Source organism: Pedobacter zeae (assembly GCF_014196715.1).
Lineage (GTDB): Bacteria > Bacteroidota > Bacteroidia > Sphingobacteriales > Sphingobacteriaceae > Pedobacter > Pedobacter zeae.
This window is the reverse complement of record NZ_JACIEF010000004.1, coordinates 16,344-34,861: the sequence shown is the minus strand read 5'-3', so window position 1 is coordinate 34,861 and position 18,518 is coordinate 16,344. Positions and strand designations below refer to the sequence as shown.

Annotated in this window: 11 protein-coding genes; all 11 read right to left on the bottom strand. The window is 41.3% G+C overall.

What is annotated here, in order from left to right; genetic code table 11:
- Nucleotides 1-95: 95 nt before the first annotated feature.
- Entirely contained in the window at nt 96-7,298 is a 7,203-nt protein-coding gene (sov, locus tag GGQ60_RS18845; protein ID WP_183767310.1) for a T9SS outer membrane translocon Sov/SprA, read from the bottom strand.
- 11 nt (nt 7,299-7,309) lie between these two features.
- Nucleotides 7,310-7,894 (bottom strand): Holliday junction branch migration protein RuvA, encoded by a 585-nt coding sequence (ruvA, locus tag GGQ60_RS18840; protein WP_183767308.1) that lies wholly within the window; start codon nt 7,892-7,894, stop codon nt 7,310-7,312.
- 6 nt (nt 7,895-7,900) lie between these two features.
- The gene (locus tag GGQ60_RS18835) at nt 7,901-10,219 is read right to left on the bottom strand and encodes an NADP-dependent malic enzyme (RefSeq protein WP_183767306.1); all 2,319 of its coding nucleotides are present in this window, start codon (nt 10,217-10,219) and stop codon (nt 7,901-7,903) included.
- Nucleotides 10,220-10,459: 240 nt separating this feature from the next.
- Nucleotides 10,460-11,863, bottom strand: a complete 1,404-nt coding sequence (locus GGQ60_RS18830; RefSeq protein WP_183767304.1) for a lytic transglycosylase domain-containing protein — start codon at nt 11,861-11,863, stop codon at nt 10,460-10,462.
- A gap of 170 nt (nt 11,864-12,033) precedes the next feature.
- On the bottom strand, nt 12,034-13,452 hold the full coding sequence (gene gatA, locus GGQ60_RS18825; protein ID WP_183767302.1) for an Asp-tRNA(Asn)/Glu-tRNA(Gln) amidotransferase subunit GatA: 1,419 nt from the start codon (nt 13,450-13,452) through the stop codon (nt 12,034-12,036).
- A gap of 18 nt (nt 13,453-13,470) precedes the next feature.
- Nucleotides 13,471-13,671 carry a Sec-independent protein translocase subunit TatA/TatB gene (locus tag GGQ60_RS18820; RefSeq protein ID WP_029986031.1) on the bottom strand — a complete coding sequence of 67 codons (201 nt, stop codon included), beginning with the start codon at nt 13,669-13,671 and terminating at the stop codon, nt 13,471-13,473.
- An 11-nt stretch (nt 13,672-13,682) separates the two neighbouring features.
- Nucleotides 13,683-14,045: a Sec-independent protein translocase subunit TatA/TatB gene (locus GGQ60_RS18815; RefSeq protein WP_229685162.1), complete on the bottom strand. Its 363-nt coding sequence runs from the start codon at nt 14,043-14,045 to the stop codon at nt 13,683-13,685.
- 39 nt (nt 14,046-14,084) lie between these two features.
- Entirely contained in the window at nt 14,085-15,380 is a 1,296-nt protein-coding gene (locus tag GGQ60_RS18810; protein ID WP_183767300.1) for a murein hydrolase activator EnvC family protein, read from the bottom strand.
- A gap of 176 nt (nt 15,381-15,556) precedes the next feature.
- Nucleotides 15,557-16,348 carry a lipoprotein insertase outer membrane protein LolB1 gene (lolB1, locus tag GGQ60_RS18805; protein ID WP_183767298.1) on the bottom strand — a complete coding sequence of 264 codons (792 nt, stop codon included), beginning with the start codon at nt 16,346-16,348 and terminating at the stop codon, nt 15,557-15,559.
- The gene (locus GGQ60_RS18800; protein WP_183767296.1) at nt 16,326-18,023 is read right to left on the bottom strand and encodes a tetratricopeptide repeat protein; all 1,698 of its coding nucleotides are present in this window, start codon (nt 18,021-18,023) and stop codon (nt 16,326-16,328) included. The genes lolB1 and GGQ60_RS18800 overlap by 23 nt, the downstream gene beginning before the upstream one ends.
- A 54-nt stretch (nt 18,024-18,077) precedes the next feature.
- On the bottom strand, nt 18,078-18,509 hold the full coding sequence (gene dut / locus GGQ60_RS18795) for a dUTP diphosphatase (protein ID WP_183767294.1): 432 nt from the start codon (nt 18,507-18,509) through the stop codon (nt 18,078-18,080).
- Between the last annotated feature and the right edge of the window lie 9 nt (nt 18,510-18,518).

Sequence of the window (18,518 nt, the reverse complement as noted above, 5' to 3'; positions counted from 1 at the left end):
CAAAGTTAATCATGATTTTTGAGATTTGCAGGATGTTAATTCATTTTGCAAAAACCAGAAAGCCACCATTAACTTAAATACTTATGCTCATACGCTTAATTTAACGTAAACCTCAAACTAAATCCAAAATTACTGAAAGAGGTATTAAAGGTTTGCGAAGTATAAGGCTTTGTAATATTCGAATCGTAAAACAGTTTGATATTAAATTTCTGATTCAACACATAATCTACACTTGGCCTTAAGGTAATGTTTTTTGCTCCCGAAGATACTTCTGCCTCGGTTACATCAGCACGATAAATGACCGTTTTGTTATCACGAATGGCCACATCGAGCTTAAAGTCCATATTGTTATCCATCTTTATGCTTTTAAACCAGCCAAAAGGGAAACGGAATTTATTGGTACGGTAGCCAATGCCCAAAACCATATTATTTTCTGATAGCTGTGCCAATTGACTGTTGGCCAAACTCAGCCCCAGCAACCTCGACCGGTTTAACTCGAAAGAAGCAGTAAGGTTATTTTTAAACCTGGTATCAACCCCGATTAATGGTGCAAAATACTCTGAAACGGTTACCTGAGCGAACTGATATTCGGGCAGGAAGTTGTTGTTTACATCCCGGCTGCTCACGGCGCCATTGGTTTCCTGGTAACGCAATAATGAATTAAATCCATTGATGTTATAAACCGAGCGATAACCATGACGGAGATCTACAGATGAAAATTTATCGGCAATAAAAGGAATACGTGTTAATCCGCTGTAGGTTAAATTCCAGTTAGGAAGTGGGATTTTAGGAAAGGCATTCATGCTCATTTTACCTGCATCCTTACCCGAATAGGCTGCCATAAAAGCAGAGATAATTACGTCCTGACTTTCTTTACCATAGCCATCTGCATAACCGCCGTTTAAACCTGACGAGTTAGGGTTCTGCGCACCTAGCCTTCTTGAAATAATAATCCGGTTGGCCATAAACTGGTTAAACAGTACCGAAATGGTGTTCGAATTGCTTTCTTTAAATGCGGTACCTAAAGCAATATACGAAACACTATAATCGCCAGTGGTAATGGCACTTAAATTTTCGAAAGAGGAAACACTGGCCACGTACCTGAAATTAGTAGAAAAATTCCGTGTTTGGGCCTTATTCGCTTTTAAGGTAATCCGTAAATCTTTAAACGGTTCTAATTGACCGGTAAGCTGGAAGTCTTCGCGCAGTGTATTTACATATAACTGGTTCTGTAAGGTATCGGTTGTTAACCAGCCATTGCCAAGTGCCATCTCCCTGATATCGCGCTGGCTACCAAAAACAAAGCCCAAACCCGGTGCTCCGGTAGCCTTATCCAGACCAAAAAAACGTGTTGTTGGCATGTAGCCCGGTAAGAAAATGCCTTTCGTTTGGACAAAACTGGCATTAATATTTTTCAAGCTTGTTAAAAGGTTAATGAAAAACTTTTTAGCCCCGCCGGCATCCTGGTCATTACCCGCTTTCCGGATAAAACCGAATTTATTGTAAAGTGTGGTTAGGGTTAAGGTAGGGTTTACCTGAATTGTTCTACTGTTCTGGATCGTATTGCCCAAATTGATGTTGGGATCGCGCAAGGTAGAAAGCGGCTCGGTCTGCCAGTTAAAGTTGGTACCATAACGGGTTTTTACTGCAATCCAGTTTAGTCCGGGTATTTTATCAATTGGCAGGTTATAGGTAACGTTTAAATTGTGGTTATAATCAGTTGTACGCCCTAAATTTTTTAAATTCTGCCAAACCGTATCCCGTTTTAAACCATCAATTCTTCCATCTGGTTCGTCAATGATGGAGTAGTTGGTGGCATTAAAATCCAGTTGCAATGAGCGGGTAAGGTTCCATGCAATGCCATAAACCCTGCTCATGGTAAAGTTTTTATTAAAGGTGGTTCCGTAACCACTCCGATAAATTCCAATGGTATTATTCGGATCGTTATTCCGTAAGGTATTTTCTGAATATAGGCGATCTACATCAATCCTGAAATTAATGGCACTTGGGAAAATACTAAAGTTAAAATCCTTCAATAAAGCCAGCATATTTGATTTTATAATCTTTTCAAACGGCGCTATTGTTTTGGCATCTTTAGAATAACTATATTGTAATGATGCCCTATAAGTATTCTGAATACTGCTCTGATTAATAAAATCGCGGTGATTATACTGGGTATAAGCGTAACTTACGGCAAAGTTCTCAATATCCCATAAGCGTACAGGTTTGCTGCTGTTCGTCCGGTCTTTTCTAACATTGGTAAAATTGATACCTCTTCTAACCGTATAATCCTGTGCAAAATTTAAGATCGAATCTTTTTGTTCTTTTGTCGATCGTTCTAAAGCATTTTTCAGTTCGATATCCGGTGTTCTTGGATTGTATTGTGGTGTAGAAACCTGTTTTGAATAATTAACGAACATTGGAATCTTAACCCCCGATTTCTGCGGCAGGAATTTACCCAATTCTACTGACGAAGATACATCCAGCAGCACATTATCTGCACGGTTTCTTTCACTCACTTTCGAATCGATAGAACCAAAACCAATGGTCGATTTGCTTCCAGAAATATTTACATCTGCAAAATCGGCCAATTTTAAGTTCAATCTTCCGGTAGCTGCCCAGCCCCCTCTTTCATCAAATTCAGTTAACCTTAATTCGTTGAACCAAACCAGCGCACTTTTATCCTGTCCATCATCGCGTATTCCTGTACCATTTGTGGCACGCAGCGGGTTTTTAACCCCCACCATATACACCCTTACCTTGCTCATGTCAGGCTGACCTTTTACCACAATGGTCCGCTCGCCATCAGTATAAGTAAATGGGACATTGATCGGCCAGGGTTGGCCATTGGCCTGTTTCGCTACATTACGGGCAAGTTTGGCATTTTGGAAGAGGGTTAATTCAATATCCATTCTATTGGCTTCAGGCCATATTGCATCAGGATCGCTTGTCCCCGGATTGGTAACCTTTAAAGGCATTACATATTCGTAATAGTTATCCTGGTTATCTGTTCCAATCCTTAAAAAGGCAGCAACATCATTATTATTTAACACTTGGTTGTTTACCGCTTCTGCGTGAACAAACATTTCTAAATGCTTGTAAGACCTAAAATCGCTGTAGGCCGTTTTAAATGCAGCCCTGCCATAACCATCCCTTAATGATTTAACGGTAACTGATAACGATTGCTCATTTAACCTGGTATCGCCGCGGTAATTGCTATAGTCACGCTCACGCAAAATCCCCGGCGGGGTAACATAAGGGATCGGCGAGCGCTTACCGTTTTCCTCGATATTTACGGTTGATACTTCGATGGTAGAGTTATCCGGCGTCAGCGCTGGTAAAGATGGATCGACAATCACCTGCGAGGCCAGATTCGAAGCATTGTATTCCCTCCACTCCCCACGGATCAATTGTAATTTTGCAAAACGCAATACCGCTGTATCGGCAAAATTGGTCATAAACATCCTGAAGAAACGGATCGATTTAAAATCCTGTATGCCCCCAACACGGTCCTGATACTGGCTAATCGGAATCCTGAACTGGTACCAGGTAACTGCCTGCGTGTTTCCATTGGCCAGTTTTACCTGCGAGGTAACCTTATCGGTAATAAAGTTCTGTCCAACAGTTAAATCGCCAGGGCGCATAGAAACTTTATACTGAAAATACTCATCGCTTTGGGTCATATTGTTATCGCGATTGATATCTTCACCATCAGGTAAGGAAGTGGAAGCCGAATTTTCCAAACCCAGTTCTGCCTGCGATTGCTGTGAAGTTTTAGAGTTACCTTCTGTTCCGTTATATTTTTCGTAACGCTTAAGAATGCCGGCATTGATCTGATCTAAAGCAGGTCCCCTGAAATAAGCATAGTTATCTGATGACGGATCGGCATCAATTGCTGTAGCCGCAGTAGCGTTTAATTGCGATTTGATCTGATTGATTGCCGCAGCAAATTTTACTTTCTCATCAGCATCCGATAATCCATCCAAACCCACATCCTGTGCGCGTCGCGAATCAGGATCATTATCAAAAGCCTGTACAACGGGCTGCAATTTAGGTACACGGCCCCATACGGTTTCATCATATTTACTTGGGTCGTTAGTAGCCGGCAAACCGTTTTCAAGCGATTTTCTTCCATCTTTAAGGATATCTTCGGAGATATTACCTAAGTTGAAATACACATCGCCACCGGCAGAGTTTGGTTTATAAATAAAGGGATCCAATACCCAAAATTCGATAAAACCAACATTCAGGGCCTCAAAATCGTTGGTTTCGATTTTCCGTTGAAAACCACCCCAGCTATTTTTAGGCAGCAATAAAGATCCGTCTGGCCTAAAATCTGTTGTACGAAAATTGTATGGCCCCCTAACAGTTGGATAATAGGCCACATCAAGCGTTGTAATATTCAATGCCTGTCCTGTAGCGGTTTCTTTAAAAGGAAAAACTTCCTGCTCAATTACTTCCCTCACGTAGTGGTTGGAAAGTTCGTTACGGTTGTTCCGGATATTGGCCGGAGTGGTCGATGCAGCAGAATTATAAAAAGTAGGATCGATATTATAAAAGGCAATCCTGGCACGGTTATAACCATACGATAAATCGTTAGCCCGTTCGGCCTCGGGAAAAAGTTGCGGTGTACCCGAAAGCTGCCAGGCAATAGCACTCTTTAAATCGATTACAGACCTGGAGGCCTCGAAATCGTCGAGATAACTTACCCCGTTTTTACTTCCGGCAAAATTCAATGCCCTCGGATGGCCAGGGATCAGTTGTGCAAACTCGCCGTAAAAAGTTACACTTGATGGCACTTTGGTTGAAATGAACGGAAGTTTATCGACCATTTTGGTTAAAAACCTCGAAGGCGAACTATAGTTGATATCGGCTCCCCAAATGGTATTGGAAATGGGCTCTTCACCAAGATTTACCTTTTGGGTTAAAGGTTTCTCGGTAAGGTTCATGAAGGTACCCCCAAGGTTTAGTTTGTTGTTAACACGGTAATCTAAACGTGTTCCGAAAAGTGAACGTTGCTGCAAACCAAAAAGTTCGTTGTTTTCAGTCGTGATCCTGATCGGCTGACCAGAAATTAAAAGTGCCTGGTTGATGATGCTTACACGGCCACCCTGATAATCGACCGTAAAATCGACACCTTCTGTTAAGGGCATGGTTCCGGCAAAAACCTTTACCGATCCTTCAGGAACGTTAATGGCATTCAGGCTAAATTCAGAGGAAATATCTGATTGATAATTCACTTTGATCACATACCTGTTCTGGTTCTGAAACAATTGTTTGGCAATGGTTTGAGTCGAATCGTAAAGTGCGGTAAAAGTGTATTTATTGATCAAAGCCTGCTCGCTGGGTAAAAATCTAGCCGCCAAATCTTTACCAAAAGGCTCAATGACAGGAAAAATAATCCTTCCGTTTGCCGGATCGATGGTAATATAGCCTGAGTTGGTATTGGTTACCAACGTGGTTTGCCCATTGCTTCCTACGCCGAACATACTGGCCTGGTTTGCATTGCTTGCGGTAGAATAAGAACCGAAAGCATTATTAGCGGCCACGAAATCGAAAACACCATCGGGTTTCCGCTCATTTTGTTGGTTTAAACGATCAAATTCGGTCAGGGCGATCCATTGTTTGTTGGCAGTATTCTGCCCCTCTGTCATTACGGGATTATCTACACCGGTTTCGTTATCGATACGATAAATATCGAGTTTAAAATTCTGGCTGCTGATCTGGTATCCACCGATAGAATAGATGTTTTTCATCATCAGATCCCATGTTGGCAATTGGATTTTTGTAGTTTCGTTCTTTAATAATTTGGCATAAAGCACTTTAGGATTTGCAGCATCAAAGGGAATATCGGTAGAAAACTCACCCACCTGGTATTCTACGCCGTTGTAAGTATAACGGTAAGCAACAGCCAGAACTTCATCCGCATTTAGAGGATTATTCAGGGAGAGATAACCTAACTGCGGTTGAAATGTAAATTCGCGCTCAGTAAGTTTACGAGCATAAATCAGTTTGGCAAAGTTATCGGTGTTACTGCTGTTGGCAGGAGTTGTTTGGAAGAAAGATAAAGCCGCATTAGAATTGGTTTGCCGTATAGCGCCGCCCTGATAAGCATTTAATTGCGCAATCAGGTTGTTCGATTGCTGAGGGAAACCCGTAGCCGTAGTTCCTGCTGGCAAACCAGAGGTCCCGCCATTAATTAAGATATTGTTAAAAGGAACGTTCTCTCCCAGATCAAGCAAACCCAATACATCCCTTGAATCGGTGGTATTACCTGCTTTATTCGTAATCCAGACTTCAATTTTGGTAATTTGGATCGGGGAGGTAATAATAGGTGCGTTGGCCAGGTTTTTATTGTAGTTGTTCCTGAAGTATTGCGATAAGAAGTAGTGTTTGTTGGCCTCGTAACTATCAATATTTACCGTGGTGCTGTTCTGCTGTGCACCGTTGGTAATCTTAATCTCTCTTGATTGCGATTTCTGTTGGGTGTAAACACTGGTTACATTTAAGCGTCCAAATTTTAACTGTGTTTTAATACCAAAGAGCGCCTGTGTTCCGGTAATCAGGGAAGTATTTAAAGGCAGGCTAACATTACCTGCTTCAATTTTTTGGATAATATCATCAGGCCCTCCGGTATAATCAAGTTTAATCTGATTTTCGAAATCAAACTGGGCCTCTGTATTATAGTTGCTTTTAATTTTTAATTTAGTTCCGATGTTACCAACCAGGTCCATTTGTATCCTTTGGTTGAAATCGAAATTGGTTTGTACCCGTTGCCTTTCGTTAAAAAGCGGATTTTCATTTTTATTTACCCGGCCCAAAAAAGTAAGTTCAGCCTCACCACGGGGCTGTATATCGATGGTTGTGCCACCAAATAACTTTTCAAAAGCTTTGCTGTTTACCTGGATCTGAGGAATAATGCCGGTGCTTCTGTAATCACTTACTTCCGCATTTGAAATGCTGCGCCAGTTGCCCCGCTTTATCTCACTGTTAAGCAGCCGCTGGTATTCGTCGATAGTTAAATATTGTGTATTTAAAACAAATTTTTCGCCAATCAATTCTTTTACCACATAGCGTTTATTTTTGGCATCGTACTCTACAACACGCTTTAAATTGCTGGGGGCAGGATAAAACGGATTAACGGACGGACTAAGCCCTAAACGTTCTTTTTCTTTTAAACCGAAGTTATTTTTTGGGGCAATAGTATCTGCTTTGCTTGGCACCACTTGTGAAAAAGTGTTTTGAGAAGCAATTAAAAAAAGAGGGATGAGAAACAGAAATGTAGATATTCTCTTCAAAGGCAGTAGATCTATAAAGTTTTTAAAGCTTGTTTAATTAGTTGCTCTACCGAAAGTGTCCCCTCTGTCACTTTTAAAATCTGGTCTATAGTTTTTTCGGCGGTTTGTTTGGCGAATCCGAGCATTACCAATGCTGATAACGCTTCATCTTTAACAGTATTGTGTTGAGGAACAGAAATTAATGAATCTGCCCCTTCTTTTTTTAGCTTATCCTGTAATTCTAAAACCAGGCGTTGTGCCGTTTTAGCCCCTAGCCCTTTTATCCGCTGAATGAGCGGCAAATCTGCTTTAATAATGGCAGTTTGAATTTCAACAGGAGTAATGGATGATAAAATCATTCTACCTGTATTTGGCCCAATTCCCGATACTGATATTAAGTGTAAAAACAAACGGCGTTCGCCCTCATCAGCGAAGCCGTATAATGTATGTGCATCTTCTTTTACATGCAGCCAGGTATAGAGTTTACACCTTTCTGCATCGCCCAAAGCACTGTAAGTATTTAAAGAAATGTTAATATGGTAGCCTATACCTCCGGCTTCAATCACAACAAAGGCTGGGTTTTTGAATGTCAGTTTACCATCAATATAGGCGTACATGTAATGCTACTTTTTAATTGTTTTTCCAAATATACCTTTTCGTTTTGATGTTTCAATTTCTTCTTTTGCCTGAACATCTACAACTGCAATAGTAACCATATTTACAATTTCGCGCACAGAACTGCCTAATTGAACAATATGAACAGGTTTATTTAATCCAAGCAAGATCGGACCAACCGCTTCGGCGCCTCCCAGCTCTTGTAACAATTTGTATGCAATGTTTCCCGATTCCAAATTCGGGAACACAAGCGTGTTTGCCGGGGCATCCGCTAATGTACTAAAAGGAAAGTTATCTTTCAGCAATTCATTGTTAATGGCAAAATTACCTTGCATCTCGCCATCTACCACCACTTCAGGGTGGTTTTTATGAAGTAAATTAACCGTTTCCCTTACTTTATTGGGAGTTACCCCATCATTTGAACCAAAGTTTGAATAAGATAACAATGCAATACGTGGCTTGATATTAAACTGTTTTACCGATTTATCAATCAATAAAGTAATATCAACCAGTTCCTCTGCAGTTGGATCAACATTTACGGTGGTATCGCCAAAGAAAACAGGACCTTTTTTGGTCATCATCATGTACATACCGGCCACGCGTTTTACGCCTGGTTTTACACCGATTACCTGCAATGCAGGTTTAATGGTGGCCGCATAGTTTTTGGTTAAGCCCGAAATCATGGCATCGGCTTCGCCAAATTCTACCATCGATGCTCCGTAGTAATTACGGTCTCTCAGTAATTTGGTCGCATCGCGCATAGAAGAAACCCCTTTACGCTGGCGCTTCCTGAACAGCGCCTCGGCATACTGTTTGGTTTTATCGGGATTCTGCATCTGATCGATAATCTCAACACCTTCCAGTTCCAAACCATGCTCATCAATGATGGCCTGTATTTTATCTTTATTACCTAAAAGGATCGGAATAGCAATGTTATCATCTTTGACAATCTGCGCGGCCTTTAAGATTTTATAATTATCAGCCTCTGCAAACACCACCCGTTTAGGGGCCATTTTTGCTTTGGTGGTTACGGCCCTCATAATGGCATCATCCAAACCTAACCGTTTCCTTAATTCTTCATTGTAAGCATCCCAGTCGGTAATAATTTTTCTGGCCACGCCACTCTCAATGGCAGCTTTAGCCACCGCGGTAGAAACCTCGGTAATCAACCTGAAATCAACCGGTTTTGGAATGATATAATCTTTACCGAATTTAAGGTTACGTGCATTATAAGCTAAGTTAACAGCTTCAGGAACCGATTTTTTAGCCAACTCGGCAATAGCCCTTACCGCAGCTATTTTCATGGCTTCGTTAATGCTGGTTGCCCTAACATCCAATGCCCCCCGGAAAATGTATGGGAAACCCAGTACATTGTTTACCTGGTTTGGATAATCGGAACGGCCGGTAGCCATAATCAGGTCTTTACGGGTTTTAATGGCTAATTCGTAGGCAATTTCAGGATTAGGATTGGCCATGGCAAAAACGATAGGGTTTTTAGCCATACCCATCAACATTTCCGGAGAAATTACATTTGCGGCCGAAAGACCAATGAAAACATCGGCACCTTTCATTGCTTCGCCGATATTGGCAATTTTCCTGGTCGTTGCAAAACCCATGCGGATATCGTCCAGATCGGTGCGGTGGATATCAATTAAACCATTGATATCGAACATCACGAGGTTCTCTTTTTTAACCCCTAAACTCAGGTACATTTTTGAGCAGGAAACAGCTGCAGCACCCGCTCCGCTTACTACTACCTGAATTTTATCGATCTTTTTTTTCTGGATTTCACAGGCGTTCAATAAAGCTGCACCAGAAATAATGGCCGTTCCGTGCTGGTCGTCGTGCATAACAGGAATACTCATCTCCTGTTTTAAACGCCGCTCGATTTCGAAACATTCTGGAGCTTTGATATCCTCGAGATTGATTCCGCCAAAAGTTGGCTCCAATGCTTTAACAATTTTTACAAAATCATCTACATTTTCTGTATCCAGCTCCAAATCGAATACATCGATATCAGAAAATATTTTAAACAAAAGGCCTTTACCTTCCATTACGGGCTTACCGGCTTCAGGGCCAATATTACCGAGGCCCAAAACGGCTGTTCCATTACTGATTACTGCAACTAAATTACCTTTAGCGGTATATTTATAAACATCTTCTTTGTTGTTTGCGATTTTTAAACAGGGCTCTGCAACTCCCGGAGAGTATGCTAACGTTAAATCCCTTTGTGAGGTTGTAGGTTTTGTGGGTACTACCTGTATCTTTCCCGGACGCCCATGCGAATGGTAATCCAATGCATCTTGCTTTCTATTCGTATTACTCATTAAGTAACTTATTAGTGACCGTGCAAAGGTACAATTCTTTTTATGAGGCTTAAAATAAAAGCCTTTCAAAAAAAGTTAAATAAGAACATAATGGCTTTACCCACGAAAGCTTTAAATAGCTTATACTTTGACCATAAAGGATCGCCTACGATGCTTAATTGTTAGAAATCTTCCCACTGATACAACAAAATACGGTGGTGAAGGGGCTGTCCGAATCATGTCGCGAGGTGGGTATGGTCACTACCCCTTACTGATCTTCAAAATCATTCCAACCTGTAAACCTGCTTTTGATAAACGGTTATCGCGTCTGATGCTTTGTACAGTAGCACCATCAAATTTCTCTGCAATTTCTGATAAGGTATCGCCTGTTTTTACCTTATAACTTAAAAATGACGAAGGTGCTTTTAAAGGTTTATGATTTTTAGCGTAGATCTTTAATTTCTGTCCGGGCACCAAAGTTTTGCTCTTTAGTCCGTTCCAAACCCTAATATCCTGTACTTCTACACCATATTTATCAGCAACTGCAGTAAGGTTCTGCCCGGCGGTAACTTTGTGATAAACTACAGCAGATGCAGCTACACTTTTAGTTTTTTTCTTTCTTAAATCTCTTACATCATCAGTACTGGCAGCCACCACTTTCATGCTTACATCCACTTCCTGGTTGTTCAGTACATCATAAATACCGGCATAATCGGCGTCCTTTAATTTAGGCATTACGATCCGCTTGGGCTCATCATCGGTACCGTTTACAATTTTTTTCTTGTACGATGGATTTAAAGCCATCATGGCTGCTTCTTCAATGTTCAGCACTTTTGCCAGCGTTGACAAAGAAACAAAGCGGGTAGTTTGAACGGTATCGGTTTTAAGGAACATATTCGAAGCCTGGGCGGTGATCTGGTGTTTGTTCGAATAATTCATTACGTACACAGCGGCGATAAAGGCCGGCACATAATTCCTGGTTTCTTTAGGTAAAAACTGCCTGATTACCCAAAAATCTCTTGATCCAGCTTTATCGATGGCCCGGTTCACATTTCCCTTGCCACAATTATAGGCGGCAATGGCCAAAAGCCAATCGCCCAGTTCTTCAAAAGCATCCCTAAAATAAGCTGCTGCTGCATAGCTGGCCTGTATCGGATCTTTACGTTCATCAACAAAGTTGTCCATTTTTAAACCATAGGCCTTACCCGTACCGAACATGAACTGCCAGATGCCCGTTGCACCCACACGCGAAATGGCATGCGGATTCATCTGCGACTCAACAATGGTTAAATATTTGATTTCCTGCGGGATGTTATAATCTTTTAATGCTTTATCAAAAATAGGGAAGTAATAGCTGGATAAGCCGATCATTTTCCCGAACATGTCTTTACGTTTGGTATAAATATCGATATACTGTTGAACGTATTCATTGTAAGGAAGCGGAACGGTTTTCGTGATGGAATCGAGCCTGAGTTTATAGATAAAGTTCCCACCCATTGTTAAGGGGTTTTCAGAAACTACAGGTACAGCTACGGTATCGGTATTGATAAAAATATTGTGGTGTACCTTAGGGAGACTATCTAATTTGAGGGTTTGTTGCGCTGAAGCGGAAGAAAAGTATCCTAAGCAAGCAAAAACTGAAGCAAAAATAATTTTTTTAATCATGGGCTATTGGTTTATTCAGTCCCGTCAATGCCGAACGCTATTTTTGCACCATTTTTAATGATACTGAATTAAAATTAAGCCGTAACTTTCCGTTACCGATCAAAAATCAGTAAAAGTTTTGCTACAGTTCTTTTTTTGACGGTTACTGCACAAGCTCAATGAGCTAATGCCTATTTTAAAAATGCCTGAGAAAAAGCTAAAAGCTGATCTTCCTCAAAATGTTTGGCTATAAATTGAATACTTAACGGTAAACCTGCTTCGTTATTGCCCAAAGGCAGCGCAATAGCCGGATTTCCGCTCAGGGATGGCAACACGGTAAAAATATCGGCCATGTACATCACCAGGGCATCCTGCACATTATCGCCAATTTTAAACGCTGCCGTTGGTGCCACAGGAGAAAGGATCAGGTCATAATCCTGGAATAAAGCATCCATTTTTTCCCGTATAAGGCGGCGAACCTGCTGGGCTTTTTGATAATAGGCATCGTAATATCCGGCACTTAAAACAAAAGTACCTAAAAGGATGCGGCGTTTTACCTCTTCACCAAAACCTTCTGCCCGCGATAATTTATACAGTTCGTTTAATGATTTTGCTTCGGTATTGCGGTGGCCATAATGCACACCATCGTAACGCGAAAGGTTAGAAGAAGCTTCGGCTGTGGTTAAAATATAATAAGCCGGAACCAGGTAATCTAAAAGATCAAAAGAAACATATTCTATATGATGTCCGTCTGCTTTTAGTTTTTCGATTGAAGCTAAAATGGCCGATTTAATTTCAGGATCAAGGGCATCGCTCTCGATGGTTTCTCTTAAAACCGCTATTTTTTGCTTCGTGTGTGTATTTAAATGTGCAGGATAATCGGGAACAGCCAGGGGCGAAACGGTCGAATCGTACTCATCAGCGCCCGCTAAAACCTGTAAAAGCAAAGCGGCATCTTCAACAGACGAAGTAATGGGGCCAACCTGGTCGAATGATGAGGCGTATGCGATAACACCATATCTTGAAATACGGCCATAGGTGGGCTTGAGGCCAATCTGTCCGCAAAAAGCCGCCGGTTGCCTCACCGAACCTCCGGTATCTGTACCAAGGGCGGATAAACACATATCGGCCTGCACGGCAACGGCCGAACCTCCGGACGAGCCACCGGGAACAAGCTCAGGGTTTGCCGCATTTTTAACGGCACCATAATAGGAAGTTTCGTTAGAGCCGCCCATAGCAAACTCATCGCAGTTTAAACGTCCGATAATAATGGCGTCTTCCTGTAACAAGCGTTCAACAACCGTTGATGAATATGGAGATACAAAGCCTTCGAGCATTTTTGAAGATGCGGTAACAATATGGTCTTTATAACAGATATTGTCTTTAATCCCTATCACCATCCCTGCAAGCCTGCCTGCGGTACCTTCTTCTATCTTCTGCTGTATTGCTTTCGCCTGAGCCCCGGCCGAATAAAAAAACACCTCGTTAAATGCATTGAGGTGTTCTTTATCTTTAATCTGCTTAAAATAATAAGCTAATAAATCGGGTAAAGTTAGTTGCTTTTGCGAAATGAGCGCTTGAATCTCTTTTAAAGAGCTGTATTTCTTCAAAACTAAAAATTATTGCAATTAAACAGTTTTATCACGGTTAGATGGATCTACCTGATCGCCATCAACACCGTCCTTACCATCTTTAAATTCTTTAACACCTTTACCTAAGCCTCTCATGAGTTCAGGAATTTTTTTACCACCAAACAGTAACAAAACCACTACCGCGATAATGATAATTTCTGGTGTTCCAAGCATTGCTGCTATTGTTGTATTTAACATAACTTTTTTGTTTAAACTTTTTGATTGTCTGCTACATTTTTTTCATCAACCGGAGTTCCTCCATCAGCATGCGGGGTATTTGTCGCAGCTTTTTCGTCAACAGTACTTTCTTCTGTTGGGTGGTGACGTTGATTATGGTTGTTTACCGCTGTTTCTTCCGCTTCTTCTTTATCTAAATCCATTGCATTAATATTTCTATGGATCTCGCGTTTCACCCCTTCCGACGCGTCTTTAAACTCTCTGATCCCTTTTCCAAGCCCCCTTGCCAACTCTGGCAGTTTTTTACCACCGAACAGCAGGAGAACCACCACTAAAATGAGTACGATCTCCGATCCCCCCATGTTTAAAAACTCTAATAACGTGCCTTGATACATCACTAATATAATTTATACAAATATAAACAATTTAAAAATCTATTTACTAATCCAGGCCTCAGGGTTTAAAGCCGCCTGGCCTCTCCTGATCTGGAATTTAAGTATGGCATCATCCCCTGTATTGGCCACCACTCCTATTGCCTGTTTGGTTTCTACTAAATTACCTACACTCACACTTACCGATCTTAGGTTCTGGTAAACGGTAAAGTATTCACCATGATTGATCAGCACCACCGTTCTGCCCATAAATACCTGTACAGCGGCTACTTTACCTGCAAATACCGCCCTAACGGTTGCGCCATCACTTGTGGTAATATCCACTCCATCATTGGTATAGGTGGCCTGATCTACCTTGTGCATACCATAGCGTTCGGTAATGGTTCCGGTTGCAACCGGCCAAGGTAATCTTCCCTTGTTGTTTTCAAAGCCTGCCGATAGTCTGGCGGCCTCTGGTGTGGCAGTAAGCAATTCTGCTGTTGATTTTGATTTGGCAGCAGGTGCTGTTGGCGTTGCCGGCGCCGGCCTGTTTTCTGCTTTGGCTTTGGCTGCAGCAATACGCGCTTCCTCTGCCGCCTTCCTCCTGGCCTCTTCGGCTGCTTTTCTTCTCGCTTCTTCAATTGCCCTTTGGATGGCCGCACTAATGGCCCTGTCTATCTGGGCCTGCTGTTTTTTACGGGCAACGATATCCTGTTTAAACCGCTTTTCATCTTTGCTCAGCTTGCTTAATACAACAGACTGTTCATTTTTATCTTTGCCCAAACGCTCACGTTCCCTTTCCTGTTCTTTTAACAGGTTACTTTTCTCCTTAAGCGTTTTATCCAAAACCCTGATCTTGCCATTAAGATCATTTTGGGTACTTTCGATATAACCCGCTTGTTTTTTTCTATACTGGCTAAATTGCTGTAAATATTTTATCCTTTTATATGCCTGGTTAAAATCCTTTGATGCAAAAATAAACATCATCTTATCGTATGCATTCCTGTTGCGCTGTGCAAAACGGATCATGCCTGCATACTCTTTTTTAAGATCACCCAACTGGCCCTGCAATGTATGTACGGTATTGGTGTTCTGAGAGATTTGGTTATCAAGATTTTTTATTTCAGAATTGATGGTACCAATTTTATCCTGGCGCAACCTGATCTGCGCATTTATGGTATTAATCTGCTGCAGGGTAAGCTTCTTACCATTGGCCGTTTTGTTCAGATTTTTCTGAAGCTGTTCAATTTCACGCTGTATAGCTTCTTTTTTCCTTCTGAGCTGACTTTCAGTTTGTGCAACGGCCGAAAGGGTTAACGCACTAAAAAAAAGGATAAATAGGAGTCTGTGTAGCTTCATTAAGCCAAAAGTATAAAAATTTTGCAGTAAAAAATATTAAAATCGAGATACTAAAGTCATAATTACTTATTAAAGAACGGTCTTCACTCAATCTTCATATAATGCAAGGATCAATACAATCCCGCACTTATACAACCGCAATTATTGGCCGGTGACCAATTTAAATAAAGATTAATTTATTTTATAACCGAAAATCTCTTTGGAACATTAAACGGAAAATCGACAGGAACATTGCCATCAATTTTAACAAACTGGAGGTCGATGTTTATTTTTTTTGCCTTCGACAAGGTTTTGATTTGTAATGAACCGGGGAATAAAAATTCGTTCAGTTTTTGATAATCTGAATAGGTAACCTTTAAAGCCTGACCGTTTTTAACATCATTTAAATTGGTTTCGGCAACCTTTAACAAAGTATTGAAAAGTAATTTATAATCAAGTTCTTCTTTGCTTCCCGATACTACCCAAACACCATTTTCAAGTTTAAGGTCAGATTGCGGGGTTAAAAATTCGCCCATGGCGTTGCCGGTTAAAACGGCCTGCAAAGTGTTAAAATTTACCTGTTTGTTGGTGAAATTATAAACATAGCTGAAAGGCTTTTTGAGGTATTCGTTTTTCAGGCGGTTCATGATCTTGATACTATCGGGCGTAATCAATGCCCTGGCCACTTCGGCTAATCCTCCTAAAGCAGTAACACTCACCCAGATGGTTTCCTTGTCTTTCATTTTAAAATTCATGGTTACATCGTTTGCATCGCCACCAATATCGAGGCTTGCCTTCGCTTTTAAAGAGAGGGTATTAAACTTTAGCTGTTTGCTATTTAATAATGTCAGGGTTTCTGCCTTGGAATTATCGGTTTTAGATTCCGTTTTGGTTGGTGGGGCAACTACAATTTCTTTTTTAGGCTTACATGCTGAAACAAAAACTACTGCTCCAAATAGGAATATGCTACTTAAAATATTTTTTTTCATTTATCTTTTTAATTAATACTTCTGATCCGTTTCCTGCCTCTTTTGCTTTTTGCCATTGGATTACTGCAGCATCCTTTTCGCCTTTCATGAAAAGTATATCTCCAAACCGCTCCAAATAAACACCGTTTTTAGCGCTATTGTTTTGCAAGGCCTTCTCTATCCAGGTTTTTGCAAGATCATACTTTTGCTGTTTAAACAGGACAAAAGCATAGGTATCTACAACCGAAGGGTTGTTTGGCATGGCCGTGGCCGCCGTTTCGGCATATTTGGCCGCTTTGGCCAGATCTTCATTCCTTAAGGCCAGGTAGTAGGCATAATTATTCAGGATGAGGTAATTATCCGGCTCTAAAGAAATGGCTTTTTCGAATGCGGTTTTAGCGGCCTGAAAATTATTCTGGTTGATATAAATATCGCCCTGTAAAGCATAAATCTGTGCCTGCAGGCTCTTATTTTCTACATCCAGCTGTAATGAAGTTTTCAGGTTACCCTGCGCGAGTTCATATTTCCCGGTTTTATATAATGCATAAGCCATATAATAATACAAACTGGCCTGGTTGGGATAAATGGTTAAAGCTTCATCGCCAACTTTAATGGCGCTTTCGTAATGGCCCAGCAAAGTCTGGATATTGATTACCTGTTCCCAAACCGCATAAACCTGCTCGTTAAGTTTTAAAGCAGCCTGGTATTGCACCAATGCATCCTTCAGGTTATTCTGCTGGTAAAGCACATCGCCATAAAGTGCCAAAGCCTTGGCATCGCCCGGATTTTTTTCAGCAAGCAGTTTACACAGCTCAGTTGTGTTTTTTGCAACGATGGGCCGGTTCAACTCCAGGAACAGGGTCATAATAATTTTAACCTTTTCAGCTAAGGGCATTTCGCTGCTTTCGAAAGCAAGCTTTAATGCAGCAAAAGCTGCTGCTTCGTTTTTCTGCTTGCGGTAAATATCAGCAAGGGCGAGGTTTACCTCAAAGTTATTTGGTTCTAACTGCTGCGCTTTAACGAGCACTTTTAATGCTTCCGGGTCATTCCCTTTCTGTAAAAGTAAACCTGCCGCATATAAATAGTTCTTTACATCGGCCTGGTTGCCTTCCAATAATTTTACAATATCACTTTCAGTAGCATTACCGTTAGATTGCAGTCGCTTTCTGGCATTTACCAGGTCTCTGGAATCGCCGAACTTACTTTCAATTTCATCGTAGGTTTTTCTAGCGGCATCGAGCTGGTTGGCTAAAAACTGGGCATTGGCCTTATCAAAATAATAACCATCGTTTTCGGGGTCGAGACGGATCAACTGGTTAAATACATCGATCAGTTCGGGCATTTTATTGGTGCGTTTATATACCTCTCCGAGTAAGCGCCAGTACCATAAATTGCCGGCATTTAGTTTAACTGCCTGCTTGATGTGCTGTTCGGCTTCCGGGAGCTTGTCTAAACGCAGGTCCGCATTGGCCAGCTCGAAATAGGCTGCATGGTTATTGGGATCCAATCCAACAATTTTATTGAAATTGGTGAAGGCTACAACGTAATTTTCAGACATTTTCTCACGCAGACCAGCAAAAAACAATTGTTTTACCATATTGCTGTCGCGATTGGTTGCTGGCGCAACTACTCCCTGACCAAAGGCCTGAAAGCTAACTAAAGCAGCCCCGATAAGAAAATGTACTTTGTATTTCATATCATTTTATACATCAAAAAGTGAACTCCAGACTTAAAACTGCGAACTCCAGACTTATTTTCCCGTGTGGCCGTAACCTCCTTCACCACGCGCCGTACCGCCAAGTTCCGTAACCGGTTGCCAGCTTACGGTTTCGTGTTTGGCCACGACCATCTGGGCAATCCTATCGCCATTAACGATTTTAAAATCTGTATCTGATAAATTTACCAATAAAACTTTTATTTCGCCACGGTAATCGGCATCAATCGTGCCTGGAGAATTTACAATGCTAATGCCATGTTTATAAGCCAATCCACTCCTAGGCCTGATCTGCGCCTCGTAACCAACAGGCAGCTCCATAAACAGGCCGGTTGGCACCAATGCACGTTGCAAAGGTTTTAAAATAATTTCTTCATTTATTGCCGCCCTGAGGTCCATGCCTGCTGCCTGTGCAGTTTCGTATTGTGGAAGCGGATGTCCGGATGTATTGATAATTTTTATTTCCATTTTAACTGA

Coding starts and splice junctions, on each gene's coding strand:
- GGQ60_RS18835 (WP_183767306.1), bottom strand. CDS start 10,219: ATGAGTAATACGAATAGAAAGCAAGATGCATTGGATTACCATTCGCAT.
- GGQ60_RS18810 (WP_183767300.1), bottom strand. CDS start 15,380: ATGAAGCTACACAGACTCCTATTTATCCTTTTTTTTAGTGCGTTAACC.
- lolB1 (WP_183767298.1), bottom strand. CDS start 16,348: ATGAAAAAAAATATTTTAAGTAGCATATTCCTATTTGGAGCAGTAGTT.
- ruvA (WP_183767308.1), bottom strand. CDS start 7,894: ATGTACGCCTATATTGATGGTAAACTGACATTCAAAAACCCAGCCTTT.
- dut (WP_183767294.1), bottom strand. CDS start 18,509: ATGGAAATAAAAATTATCAATACATCCGGACATCCGCTTCCACAATAC.
- GGQ60_RS18820 (WP_029986031.1), bottom strand. CDS start 13,671: ATGTTAAATACAACAATAGCAGCAATGCTTGGAACACCAGAAATTATC.
- GGQ60_RS18800 (WP_183767296.1), bottom strand. CDS start 18,023: ATGAAATACAAAGTACATTTTCTTATCGGGGCTGCTTTAGTTAGCTTT.
- GGQ60_RS18815 (WP_229685162.1), bottom strand. CDS start 14,045: ATGTATCAAGGCACGTTATTAGAGTTTTTAAACATGGGGGGATCGGAG.
- GGQ60_RS18830 (WP_183767304.1), bottom strand. CDS start 11,863: ATGATTAAAAAAATTATTTTTGCTTCAGTTTTTGCTTGCTTAGGATAC.